General features: G+C 71.0%; 11 protein-coding genes and 1 tRNA gene. 7 read left to right on the top strand and 5 right to left on the bottom strand.

Translation table 11 applies throughout. The features are described 5' to 3' along the window. Positions 1-127: 127 nt before the first annotated feature. Positions 128-694: an inorganic diphosphatase gene (gene ppa, locus WC555_RS14695; RefSeq protein WP_373254763.1), complete on the bottom strand. Its 567-nt coding sequence runs from the start codon at positions 692-694 to the stop codon at positions 128-130. Positions 695-882: 188 nt separating this feature from the next. On the opposite strand from ppa, the gene WC555_RS14690 reads away from it, so the two are divergent. Next, the gene (locus WC555_RS14690) at positions 883-1,566 is read left to right on the top strand and encodes a DUF599 domain-containing protein (protein WP_373254761.1); all 684 of its coding nucleotides are present in this window, start codon (positions 883-885) and stop codon (positions 1,564-1,566) included. Between the two features lie 245 nt (positions 1,567-1,811). Here the strand turns inward: WC555_RS14690 and WC555_RS14685 are convergent, their stop codons facing one another. After that, the gene (locus tag WC555_RS14685) at positions 1,812-2,633 is read right to left on the bottom strand and encodes an N-formylglutamate amidohydrolase (protein WP_373254759.1); all 822 of its coding nucleotides are present in this window, start codon (positions 2,631-2,633) and stop codon (positions 1,812-1,814) included. A 165-nt stretch (positions 2,634-2,798) separates the two neighbouring features. On the opposite strand from WC555_RS14685, the gene cpdR reads away from it, so the two are divergent. The 4 genes from cpdR to WC555_RS14665 all read left to right on the top strand — a co-directional run bounded on the left by cpdR (position 2,799) and on the right by WC555_RS14665 (position 4,168). Next, a complete protein-coding gene (gene cpdR / locus WC555_RS14680; RefSeq protein WP_055826880.1) occupies positions 2,799-3,158 on the top strand; it encodes a cell cycle two-component system response regulator CpdR in 360 nt (119 codons plus the stop codon). A 121-nt stretch (positions 3,159-3,279) separates the two neighbouring features. Further along, positions 3,280-3,354, top strand: a tRNA-Val gene (locus tag WC555_RS14675). A gap of 100 nt (positions 3,355-3,454) precedes the next feature. Next, positions 3,455-3,697 carry a hypothetical protein gene (locus tag WC555_RS14670; protein ID WP_373254756.1) on the top strand — a complete coding sequence of 81 codons (243 nt, stop codon included), beginning with the start codon at positions 3,455-3,457 and terminating at the stop codon, positions 3,695-3,697. A gap of 42 nt (positions 3,698-3,739) precedes the next feature. Further along, positions 3,740-4,168, top strand: a complete 429-nt coding sequence (locus tag WC555_RS14665) for a hypothetical protein (protein WP_373254754.1) — start codon at positions 3,740-3,742, stop codon at positions 4,166-4,168. Here the strand turns inward: WC555_RS14665 and WC555_RS14660 are convergent. Next, positions 4,165-4,866, bottom strand: a complete 702-nt coding sequence (locus tag WC555_RS14660) for a glutathione S-transferase N-terminal domain-containing protein (RefSeq protein WP_373254751.1) — start codon at positions 4,864-4,866, stop codon at positions 4,165-4,167. The two genes, WC555_RS14665 and WC555_RS14660, sit on opposite strands and share 4 nt — an antisense overlap. A 138-nt stretch (positions 4,867-5,004) precedes the next feature. Between WC555_RS14660 and WC555_RS14655 the strand changes: the two genes are divergently transcribed. Beyond that, entirely contained in the window at positions 5,005-6,405 is a 1,401-nt protein-coding gene (locus tag WC555_RS14655; protein WP_373254749.1) for a methylmalonyl-CoA mutase family protein, read from the top strand. Further along, positions 6,402-8,543, top strand: a complete 2,142-nt coding sequence (scpA, locus tag WC555_RS14650; RefSeq protein WP_373254746.1) for a methylmalonyl-CoA mutase — start codon at positions 6,402-6,404, stop codon at positions 8,541-8,543. The genes WC555_RS14655 and scpA overlap by 4 nt, the downstream gene beginning before the upstream one ends. On the opposite strand, the gene WC555_RS14645 is transcribed toward scpA, so the two are convergent. Both WC555_RS14645 and mnmC read right to left on the bottom strand, forming a co-directional pair. Then, positions 8,540-8,965, bottom strand: a complete 426-nt coding sequence (locus WC555_RS14645; RefSeq protein ID WP_373254744.1) for a DUF6491 family protein — start codon at positions 8,963-8,965, stop codon at positions 8,540-8,542. The two genes, scpA and WC555_RS14645, sit on opposite strands and share 4 nt — an antisense overlap. A gap of 32 nt (positions 8,966-8,997) precedes the next feature. Then, entirely contained in the window at positions 8,998-10,812 is a 1,815-nt protein-coding gene (gene mnmC, locus WC555_RS14640; RefSeq protein ID WP_373254742.1) for an FAD-dependent 5-carboxymethylaminomethyl-2-thiouridine(34) oxidoreductase MnmC, read from the bottom strand. Positions 10,813-11,091: the final 279 nt, after the last annotated feature.

Raw genomic sequence — 11,091 nt, 5'->3', positions numbered from 1 at the left:
AAGCGTTCTCCCTCCCCTTTATGGGGAGGGAGAACGCGCAGCGACCGGGTGGGGAACGCCTGGCACACCCCACCCTGTCGACGCTTCGCGCCGACATCCCTCCCCATGAAGGGGAGGGAGAAGTCGATCAGGCCGCGTTGGCGGCCTTGCCGGCGGCGGCCTTCAGCTTGGCCTGGTGCGCGCGCATGCCGATGGCGATCAGTTCGGCGGCCTCGCCGGCGTCGCCCCAGCCCTTCACCGTGACCGACTTGTTCTTCTCCAGGTCCTTGTAGCGGGTGAAGAAGTGCTCGATCTGCTCGACCAGGATGGCCGGCAGCTGCCGGTAGCTGGCGATGTCGGTGTAATAGGGGTTCAGCTTGTCGACCGGCACGGCGAGGATCTTCTCGTCGCCGCCGGCCTCGTCTTCCATCTTCAGCACGCCGATCGGGCGCGAGCGGATGATGCAGCCCGGCACCACCGGCGTCGGGTTCAGCACGATGACGTCGCAGGGGTCGCCGTCGTCCGACAGGGTGTGCGGGATGAAGCCGTAGTTGCCCGGATAGTACATGGCGGTGTGCAGGAAGCGGTCGACGAACAGGGCGCCCGACAGCTTGTCCATCTCATACTTCACCGGCAGGCCGCCCTGCGGGATCTCGATGATGACATTGACGTCCCAGGGCGGGTTGGGGCCGACGGGGATGGCGTCGATATTCATGGCGCGCTCGGTTATGGTGCGGTGCGATACGAAGTGGCGGGGGTGATAGGCGCGCACGGCGCCCGAAGCAAGGCGGAGGATGGTCGGGCGCCCTTCCTCCATCCGGGGAGTCGTCGCCCGTGCGGTCACTCGCGGCTTGAGCGCCGGGGCCGCGCGCGCCACGATGCGGCGATGACGCGGAGCGACCGATGACCCTGTTCGACTGGCTGGCCCTCGGCCTCTTCATGTTCTGCTGGCTGGGCTACGGCCCGCTTCTCAGCCTGCTCGCCCGGCGCAGCGGCACGCTGAACGACGACATGCTGGTGATCCGCCGCGTCTGGATGACGGCGATGACCCATCGCGAGATTCGGCTCGTCGATAGCCAGCTGATGGGCCACACCATCAACTCCGGGGGTTTTTTCGCCTCCACCAACCTGCTGCTGATCGCGGCGGTCGCCAGCGTCCTGTTCGGCGGCGAGCAGGCGCTTCGGGGGTTCGCCTCCGTCGGGGCCGAGGATGTTCCGCCGCATTTGCTGGTGGCCAAGCTGGCCCTGGTGCTGGTCTGCCTCGCGCGGGGTCTGCTGGACTTCATCTGGTCGATCCGCCAGCTCAACTACGCCCTGGCCCTGATCGGCGCGGCGCCCGAGGTCCATACGGAGGCGGATCGGGTGGCGCTGGGCGACGCGGCGGCCAATCTGCTGAACCCCGCGCTCAGCGCCTTCAGCCAGGGCGTACGCGGCTATTATTTCGCCCTGGCCGCCGCCGCCTGGCTGTTCGGGCCCGTGTGGCTGGCCCTCGGAGTCGCCGCCGCCTTCTGCCTTCTGGTCTGGCGTCAGGCCGGTTCGCCGGCCGCCCGGGCCATCCGCAGCGCACGGCGTTTGCTGGAGCCTTGAGGCTGACCGGTCCGGCTTGTTCGCAGATGCGCTGAGATGTGGAAAAAATTTGCCGCAGAAACCGGTTACTGTTCTGCCGCAAGGGAGGCGAATGCCGTTACACGGCGTGAACGCAGGTGCGAAATACCCGCTTGACGGTTTGTGCACCGCACACTAGCTTGATTTTCGACGCCTCCGGGCGTCATGCCCTTCCTGGGCGTTTCCTCCCTATAGACTTCATGCCGCGCCTTCGGGCGCGGCTTTTTTTACGCCTCGTCGGCCAGCAGGCCGGCGATCACCCGCGCGACGCCTTTTTGCGTGCGGGACCAGCCGGCCGACGGGGCCCGGGCGGCCTCGTCGAAATACAGGGCGCGGTTCAGCTCGATCTGGATGGCGTGAAAGCCCTCCTCCGGCCGCCCCCAGGCCTGGGTCGTCCATCCGCCCGCATAGGGCTGGTTCAGGGCGACCCGCCAGCCCAGCGCCTCGAACGCGCGCCGGACCCGCCGCGTCAGCCCGGCCCCGCACGACGACCCGTGCCGATCGCCCAGTACGACGTCGGGCCCGCGCGCGCCGCCCGCGGCCCGGGTCGCCCGCGCGGGCATCGAATGCCAGTCGACCAGCACCGCCTCGCCGTGACGCGCCCGCGCCGCCTGCATCTCCCCGGCCAGGGCGGCGTGATAGGGCGCGTGGACCCGGGCGATCCGTTCGCGCGCCTCGTCCAGCGTCAGGCGCCGCGCGTACAGCGGCCGTCCGTCGCCGCTCAGCCGCGGGATGACGCCATAGCCGGCCGCCGTCCGGGCCGAGCCCGTCCCGTCGCCCAGCCCCTCGATCAACGCGGGATCGAGATCGGCGGGGTCGCGGTTCAGGTCGACATAGGCCCGGCCCAGCCGCCCCAGAACCACCGCGGCCCCGCCTTCGACGCCGGGGGCGATCAGCCGGTCGACGAGGGCGTCCTCGGCGCTGCGCAGACTGGCTTCGGCCAGGGCGGGATCGGCGTTCATGTCGACCGGGTACAGGGCGCCGGAGTGGGGCGAGGCGAAGACGAACCGACCCTGAGTCCCGGCCCGCGCAACGGTGAAACCCGCCACGCCGTCCACCTGATTCCCCCTGCCGTCCCCTGTACTCATGCCGCAGCCTTAGCCTGTTTCCGTCCTTCATCCACAGAGGACGACATCGGCTTCCGGGTGATTTTCATGGCGGGTTTACCAGTGCCGGCCTAGCTTCACGGAAAGACGATCCGGGGCGAAAATCACATGGCGCGCATTCTTCTGGCCGAGGACGACCACTCCCTGCGCGGGTTCCTGACCCGCGCGCTGGAGCGGGCCGGCCATTCCGTGGTCGATTGCGAGAATGGCGACGACGCCATCGACGCCCTCGATCAGGGTCCGTGGGACCTGCTGCTGACCGACATCGTCATGCCGGGCGCCGACGGCATCGAGGTGGCGCGCGTCGCCGCCGCCCGCCAGCCGGGCATCCGCATCATGTTCATCACCGGCTTCGCCGCCGTGGCCCTGTCGGCCGCCCAGGCCAGCCCCCAGGCCAAGGTCCTGTCCAAGCCCGTCCACCTGCGCGACCTCGTGGGCGAAGTGGAGCGCATGGTGGCCGCGGCCTGAAGCGGCCGGGGCGCTCACGATCATGAGATCGAATCGCCTTGGTTTCGCCCTTGCGGTCGGCAGCCCACAGGGGTTATAGACCCCTCCTTCCCGTTCCGGACCTGTCCGGAACCGTCTTGGCGGATGCGTAGCTCAGCGGGAGAGCACCTCGTTGACATCGAGGGGGTCACAGGTTCAATCCCTGTCGCGTCCACCATTCCCTTCCCTGACAAACAAGCCTGACCGCGCCACCGGTTCCCGGTTGTCGGATTTCAACGCTATTTGAAACCTTCCGCGCGTTTGCGGATTGTTGTCGGATGCCCCTCAATCTCGACACCCTTCTCGAAGGCTCTCCAGCTTACGGCGTCGTGTACGCCCGCGACGGAGCCGTGCTGTTCCGACGACCCGGCCACGAGGCGGCGTTCGACGCCATGGCCGCCGAGGCCATGGACGCCTCGGGCGAGGCGTTCGAAGCCATTCCGCTGACCGGGGACGCAAGGGGCTGCGACCGGCTGTTCGTCGCGCCGCTGCGCGAGCCCCCGTCCTTCGAGACGGACTAGCCTTCGTTGACATCGGAGCCGGGCCGGGTTCAAGCCGTGACCATGAACACCCGCCCGAAACTCCGACGCCTGCTGGACCTGCCCGGCGTGGCTGATCTCGAGATGAAGGCGCTGATGAAGCCGCGCCACGCGGATCCCGACGCGCGTGCGGAATTCCCCGATATCGATACGACGGCCCTGGCCGCCTTCGGCCTGACGGTGGAGGCCGCCGAGGCCGTCGTCCTTCCTGCCGGCTGGGACGGCATTGAACATCTGGACGGCTTCGACCTGACCGACGCCTTCGCGGCCGAGGGTTGGGACGTCACCGACGACCGGCGCAAGCCGCTGCGCATGCTGGCCCATTTCGCCCTGCCCCTGGCCCTGGCCATGCGCGGCGTCGCCGGCGAACTGCCGTTCCAGCCCGAGGACACCACGCCCGACCCCTGGGGCGCAGGCATGGCCGCCGAGGCGAAACGTTTCCGCAAACGTTAGGGACGGGTCGGGATTTCCAGTCCGCGCTGCACCGCCGGCCGCGCCAGCCCGCGCTCCAGCCAGGCCGGAACATGGGTCAGGCTGTCGAACGCCACCAGCTCCCGCGCCTCGTAGAAGCCGATCAGATTGCGCACCCAGCCCAGGGTGGCGACGTCTGCGATCGAATATTCGTCCATCAGCCAGTCGCGGCCCTCGAGCCGCGTCTCCAGCACGCCCAGCAGCCGCTTCGTCTCGGCGACGTAGCGATCGCGCGGGCGCTTGTCCTCGTACGCGCGGCCGGCGAATTTGTGGAAGAAGCCGACCTGGCCGAACATCGGGCCGATGGCGGCCATCTGGAACATGACCCACTGCAGGGTCTGATACCGGGTCGCCGGATCGGCCGACAGCAGCCGGCCGGTCTTCTCGGCCAGATAGACCAGGATGGCCCCCGACTCGAACAGGGCCAATGGCTGGCCGCCCGGGCCGTCGGGATCGATGATGGCGGGGATCTTGCCGTTCGGATTCAGCGAGAGGTACTCGGGCGTCCAGGTTTCGTTCTGGCCGATGTCGATGAAATGCGCCTCATACGGCAGGCCGATTTCCTCCAGCATGATCGAGACCTTCACCCCGTTGGGCGTGTTCAGGGAATACAGCTGCAGCCGGTCGGGATGGGCCGCGGGCCAGCGCTGCGTGACGGGGAAGGCGGACAGATCGGCCATGCAGGGCTCCGGGGCGGGGGACGTCCTCCATGTCGGAAGCGTCTCAGGGAACCGCAACGCCCTGGGTGGCGGAGCGGGCGCCGCGGAGGCGGCGCCCCGGGTCTGGACCGGCGCGCGTCAGCGATGCATTGGAGGCGGATGTCCGATCTGTTTCCCGTCCCCTCTCCCGCCGACTGGCGCGTGCTGGCCGAAAAGGCGCTGAAGGACCGGCCGCTGGAAAGTCTGGTGCATCTGGACGCCGACGGCCTGGCCGTTCGGCCCCTGTATGCGGCTGCGACCGGCGTCAATGCGATCTCGGCGCCCCGGCCCTCGGACGCCGACGGACGGGCGTGGGACGTGCGCACCCTGATCGAGGGCGATGACGCCGCGGCCGCCAACGCCGCCGCCCTGTCCGATCTGGAGGGGGGCGCCGCCTCCATCCTGCTGAAGGGTGCGATCCTGTCGGATTCCGAGCCCCTGTCGCGGGCCCTGGACGGGGTGGCGCTGGAGCTGGCGGCCGTCGGTCTGGACGCCGGCCTCGACGGACCCGAGGCCGCCAACGCCCTGGCCGTGGCGGCCAAGGGCTCGCCGCGCGCGAAGCTGATGTTCCACATGGACCCGCTGTCGGCCTTCGCCGAAGCCGGCGCGGCGCCGCGCTCGATCGAGGAACATCTGACCCTCGCCGCCAATACGGCGGCGCGCCACGCGGGCGCCTATCCGGAGGCGACCTTCTTCCTCGCCGGCGGACGCGTCGTGCACGAGGCCGGCGGGTCGATCGCCCAGGAGCTGGGCTTCGTCGCCGCCAACGCCGTCGCCCTCATCAAGGCGGCAGTGGCCGCCGGCCTGTCGGTGGAGCAGGCGCTGAAAGGAACCGTGCTCGGCGTCTCGGTCGACCAGGAGTATTTCGACGGCCTTGCAAAAATCCGGGCCCTGCGCCTGATCTGGCGCTCCATCGGCAAGGCGTTCGGCGCCGAGACCCCGGCCGTCATCGAGGCCCGTTCCTCGCGCCGCATGCTGTCGGCGCGCGATCCCTGGCCCAATCTGCTGCGCCTGACGGCGGCGGGCTTCGCCGGGGCGGTCGGGGGCGCCGACGCCGTGGTGCTGGACGGCCTGTCGCGCGCCAACGGTCGGTCCGACGCCTTCGCCCGGCGGCAGGCGCGCAACACCCAGGCCGTGCTGATGGAGGAAGCCAACCTCGGCCGGGTCGACGACCCCGCCGCCGGGTCCTGGTTCCTCGACGCCCGCACCCGCGATCTGGCCGAGGCGGGCTGGGCCGAGTTCCAGCGGATAGAAGGCGAGGGCGGCCTGATCGTCGCCCTGCGCACCGGCGACATCCAGGACCGCGTCGCCGCCGCCCGGGCCGAACGCGAGGCGGCCCTGGCCAGCGGCGCCGCGCAGTTGGTCGGAGTAACCAAATTCGTCGATCCCGACCCCCGCGCCGCGCCGTTCGAGGCGGAGGCGAAGACGCCCCGCCAGACCGGCGGCGACGCCTGCGATCCCCTGATCCCCATCCGGTTCGCCGAACCGTTCGAGACCCAGACCTGGGAGGCCGCCCGATGAACGCCCCCGACTTCACCCGGATCGCCCTCGACCTCGGCCCGACCGGTCCCGGCCCGGCGCGCGACGCCTGGAACACGCCCGAGGGCCTGACGGTCCAAACCGCCTACGGCCCTGACGCCGTCGAGGGCCTCGACTTCATCCACGGCCTGCCGGGGATCGCCCCCTATGTCCGCGGTCCCTATCCGACCATGTATGCGTCCAACCCCTGGACCGTGCGCCAGTACGCCGGCTTCTCGACCGCCGAGGCCTCCAACGCCTTCTATCGCCGCAACCTGGCGGCCGGTCAGAAGGGGCTGTCGATCGCCTTCGATCTGGCGACGCACCGCGGCTACGACAGCGACCACCCGCGGGTGAAGGGCGACGTCGGCATGGCCGGGGTGGCCATCGACAGCATCTACGACATGCGGACCCTGTTCGACGGCATCCCGCTGGACAAGATGAGCGTGTCGATGACCATGAACGGCGCCGTCCTGCCGATCCTGGCCCTCTATGTCGTCGCCGCCGAGGAACAGGGCGTGCCGCACGCGGCCCTGACCGGGACCATCCAGAACGACATCCTCAAGGAGTTCATGGTCCGCAACACCTACATCTATCCGCCCGGGCCCTCGATGCGGATCGTGTCGGATATCTTCGCCTGGACCGCCGAACACACGCCCAAATTCAACTCCATCTCGATCAGCGGCTATCACATGCAGGAGGCCGGGGCCTCGGCCGATCTGGAGCTGGCCTATACCCTCGCCGACGGGGTCGAATATCTGAAGGCCGGCGTCGCGGCCGGCATGGAGGTCGACCGGTTCGCGCCGCGCCTGAGCTTCTTCTGGGCCATCGGCATGAACTATTTCATGGAGGTGGCCAAGCTGCGCGCCGGCCGCCTGCTGTGGGCCGAGGCGGTGTCGAAATTCGGCGCCAAGGACCCCCGCTCCCTGTCCCTGCGCGCCCACTGCCAGACCTCGGGCTGGTCGCTGGCGGCCCAGGACGTGTTCAACAATGTGCCGCGCACCATGGTCGAGGCCATGGCCGCGGCCGGCGGCCAGACCCAGAGCCTGCACACCAACGCCCTGGACGAGGCCCTGGCCCTGCCCACCGACTTCTCGGCCCGGATCGCCCGCAACACCCAGCTGCTGCTGCAGATGGAGACCGGCCTGACCCGCGTCATCGACCCGTGGGGCGGCAGCTTCTACGTCGAACGCCTGACCCACGAACTGGCTGGGAAGGCCCGCGTCCTGATGGCCGAGGTCGAGGCCCTGGGCGGCATGGCGAAGGCCATCGAGGCCGGCGTGCCCAAGATGCGGATCGAGGAAGCCTCGGCCCGCACCCAGGCCCGGATCGACACCGGCCAGCAGACCGTGGTGGGCGTCAACCGCTACCTCTCCGACGCCGTCGACGACATTCCCATGCTGAAGGTCGACAACGCCGCCGTCCTGACCGCCCAGATCGACAAGCTGAAACGCCTCCGCGCCGAACGCGACGAGGCGAAGACCCGGGCCGCCCTGGCCGCCCTGACCGAGGGCGCGCGCGGGACCGCCAACCTGCTGGAGCTGTCCGTCCAGGCGGCCCGCGCCTGGGCCACCGTCGGCGAAATCTCCGACGCGCTCGAAGCCGCCTTCGGCCGCCACGTCGCCACGGTGAAGACCGTGTCCGGCGTCTATGCGAAGGAGGCCGGGGCCGATCCGAAAATGTCCCGTGCCCGCGACATGGTCGCCGCCTTCGTCGACAACGACGGCGGCCCGCCGCGCATCCTGATCGCCAAACTGGGCCAGGACGGCCACGACCGGGGCCAGAAGGTCATCGCCACGGCCTATGGCGACCTGGGGCTGGAGGCCACGGCCGGATCGCTGTTCCAGACCCCGTCGGAGGCGGCGAAGGAGGCGGTCGAGCGCAACGTCCACGCGGTTGGCGCCTCGTCCCTGGCCGCCGGCCACCTGACCCTCGTGCCCGAACTGAAGGCCGAGCTCGAAAAGCTGGGGCGGCCCGACATCATGATCGTGGTCGGGGGCGTGATCCCGCCGTCGGACGTCCAGACCCTGATCGACATGGGGGCCGCGGCCGTCTATCCGCCCGGCTCGGTCATCGCCGACACCGCCATCGACCTGATCGAGAAGCTGAACCAGCGCCTCGGCTACGCCCAGAAACCCTAGGGTCGCTGGCGCGGCGGCAGGGCGGCGACCTCGGCCTCCGTCAGCTGGCGGCTGATGCGGACGCGACAGACGGTCGAGGGCGAGGTCGAGCCGGGCACCACGACCCGGGCCCAGTCGTCGGTGCACAGCCGCGACCCGACCGAACCTCCGTCGGGGATCAGCGCCACCTGCTGGGCGAAGTCCAGATCGGGGCAGCCGCCCGCGGCGTTCAGCTCATAGACCGCGTCGCGGCCGACCCGCAGGAAGACCTGGTCCGGACGGCCCTTGGTGTAGTTGTTGACCTGGCCGACGCTGAAACACTGGCGCGCCCGCGGCGGATCGCCATCGGCCATGGCCTGACCGGAACCCGGGGTTCCGGTCGGCGCGCAGGCCGCGAGGGCGAGGGTGGAAACGACGATGCCGGCGGTGAAGGCTGCGCGCATGGCGAACTCCGGGGTTGAGATCTGTCTGTCCTTCAACCGTCCGCCGGGATGACCGGTTGCGCAAGCCCCGGGCGCTTCAACAATCGCGCCGGATCGACCCGCGCCGCCAGATTGACCGGCAGGGGCGACGGCGCGCCGGCGGCGAGGGCGGCGACATGCTCGGCCAGCAGCGGCGCGGCGCAGAAGCCGCGCGAGCCCAGGCCGCCGAGAACCAACAGGCCCGGGCGACCGGGAACCGGCCCCGCGAGCGGCAGGCGGTCCGGCGTCGTGGCGCGAACGGCCGCGCGCGCCTGTCCCGGGCCGGCCGCCTCGATCCGCGCGGCCAGCGCCGGCAGGCGGGCGGCCACGGTCTCCCGATTACGGAGGCTGTCGGCGGGGCGGACCTCGGTCGAGACTTCGCCCCGGTCGTGGGTGGCCCCGAACAGGAAGCCGTCGGCCGTCGGAACCGCATACCCGCCCCATGCCACCGGCGGAACGGCCGCGCCCTCCACCCAGTCGGCCTGTCCCCGCACCGGTGACAAGGGACCGTCCGGCCACAGACCGGCCGCGCCCCAGCCCGCCGCGATCACGACGCGGTCGGCCTCGACGATCGTCTCGCCCTCACCGTCGATCAGCCGCCACCGCGCGCCGTCGGGTTCCAGACGGGCGACGTCGGCGATGACGACGTCGGCCTGTTCCAGCCATTCCTCCAGCACCGGCGCGGGCCGCAGGGCCATCGCCCCGGCCATGAACAGGCCGCCGCCCACGGGTTCGCCAAGACGGTCGGACGCGGCCCCGGCGTCGGCCACCGCCATGGCGCCCTCCGGCCACACCGCCTGGGCCGCGATCTTGCCGAACCGGCCGGCGTCGCGGGGCTGCTGTTCCAGCTGCACCACGCCCTCGGCGACGATGGCGCCGGGAACCGCCCCGTAGAGGGCCCGGGCCCGCTCCAGGGCCTGGGCGAACAGGGCCCCGATGCCCGGATCACCGGCGTCCAGCCGGGGCGTGACGAGGGCGGTCGGAAATCCCGACGCCGCCGCCCCGGCCCGATCCCCCTCCACCACCGTCGCCCGCACCCCCAGGGCGGCGAACGCCCGCGCCAGCGACGCGCCCGCGATCCCGGCGCCGACAACGGCGACGGACGGCGCCGGCGCCTCCCCGTCCGCCGTTTCCGGCAGCCACGCCTCCAGCCGCTCGCGCTTGCGCCCGTGCCCGGGCCGTTTGGCGACCGAGAAGCCACGCTCCGCCAGACCCCGTCGCACCGAGCCCGCGACGGTGAAGGTCGCCGCCCGGGCGCCCGGCGCCGAGCGGCCGGCGATCCCGTCCATCACCGCCTCCGACCACATGCCGGGATTGGTCGAGGGCGCGAACCCGTCCAGGAACCAGGCGTCGGCGCGGCCCGTCCAGTGCTCCAGCGCCCACGCCACATCGCCGATCGCCAGATCCAGGAGGGCGTTGAACCCGGGCAGGTCGATCCGGTGGAAGCCCGGCGTCGGCTCCGGCCAGGCCGCCAGCAGGGCCTCGGACGCCTCAGCCAGTTCGGGCCAGGCCGACAGGGCCCGGGCCGCCTCCTCCCGCCGCAGCGGAAAGCCCTCGACGGTAAAGACGTGCAGCCGGCCGACCGGCGGCCCCTCGCGGCGCCACAGGTCCAGCAGGGCGGCGATGTTCAGCCCCGTGCCGAAACCCAGTTCCGCGACCGTGAACCCGCGGCGCCCGCTCCACGCCTCGGGCAGACCGCAGCCGGTCAGGAACACCGCCCGGGTTTCGGCCAGGCCGTCCTCACGCGAAAAATAGACATCGTCGAACCGGCCGGACCGGGGGGCGCCGTCTTCGGTCCAGATCAGGCGGGGCGAGCGTTCGTCGACCATGGCGACGGCCTATACGCGTCCGCCCCCCGCGCAAGAAAAAAGGGCCGCCCCGACCCGGAAATCCGGACGGCGGCGGCCCTCTTCGTCGTATCGCCCGGACTTGCCGGGCGGCGTTACTGGGCGGGAGCGTTATTCTGCGGCGGGTTCAGACGGCGCTCGGTCTCGGTGGTCGTGGTTCCGGCGGCGGCCGGCGCCTGGGCGTTCGGCGCCGCGGTTCCGTCCGACAGGGTCGCGCCGGAGGCCGGCGCCATGGTCTGGCCGCCCGTGCTCGCGCGTCCC

Source organism: Brevundimonas sp., assembly GCF_041648615.1.
Lineage (GTDB): Bacteria > Pseudomonadota > Alphaproteobacteria > Caulobacterales > Caulobacteraceae > Brevundimonas.
This window is presented reverse-complemented; position numbering and strand designations above follow the sequence as displayed.

Coding starts and splice junctions, on each gene's coding strand:
- ppa (WP_373254763.1), bottom strand. CDS start 694: ATGAATATCGACGCCATCCCCGTCGGCCCCAACCCGCCCTGGGACGTC.
- WC555_RS14690 (WP_373254761.1), top strand. CDS start 883: ATGACCCTGTTCGACTGGCTGGCCCTCGGCCTCTTCATGTTCTGCTGG.
- cpdR (WP_055826880.1), top strand. CDS start 2,799: ATGGCGCGCATTCTTCTGGCCGAGGACGACCACTCCCTGCGCGGGTTC.
- WC555_RS14670 (WP_373254756.1), top strand. CDS start 3,455: ATGCCCCTCAATCTCGACACCCTTCTCGAAGGCTCTCCAGCTTACGGC.
- WC555_RS14665 (WP_373254754.1), top strand. CDS start 3,740: ATGAACACCCGCCCGAAACTCCGACGCCTGCTGGACCTGCCCGGCGTG.
- WC555_RS14660 (WP_373254751.1), bottom strand. CDS start 4,866: ATGGCCGATCTGTCCGCCTTCCCCGTCACGCAGCGCTGGCCCGCGGCC.
- WC555_RS14655 (WP_373254749.1), top strand. CDS start 5,005: ATGTCCGATCTGTTTCCCGTCCCCTCTCCCGCCGACTGGCGCGTGCTG.
- scpA (WP_373254746.1), top strand. CDS start 6,402: ATGAACGCCCCCGACTTCACCCGGATCGCCCTCGACCTCGGCCCGACC.
- WC555_RS14645 (WP_373254744.1), bottom strand. CDS start 8,965: ATGCGCGCAGCCTTCACCGCCGGCATCGTCGTTTCCACCCTCGCCCTC.
- mnmC (WP_373254742.1), bottom strand. CDS start 10,812: ATGGTCGACGAACGCTCGCCCCGCCTGATCTGGACCGAAGACGGCGCC.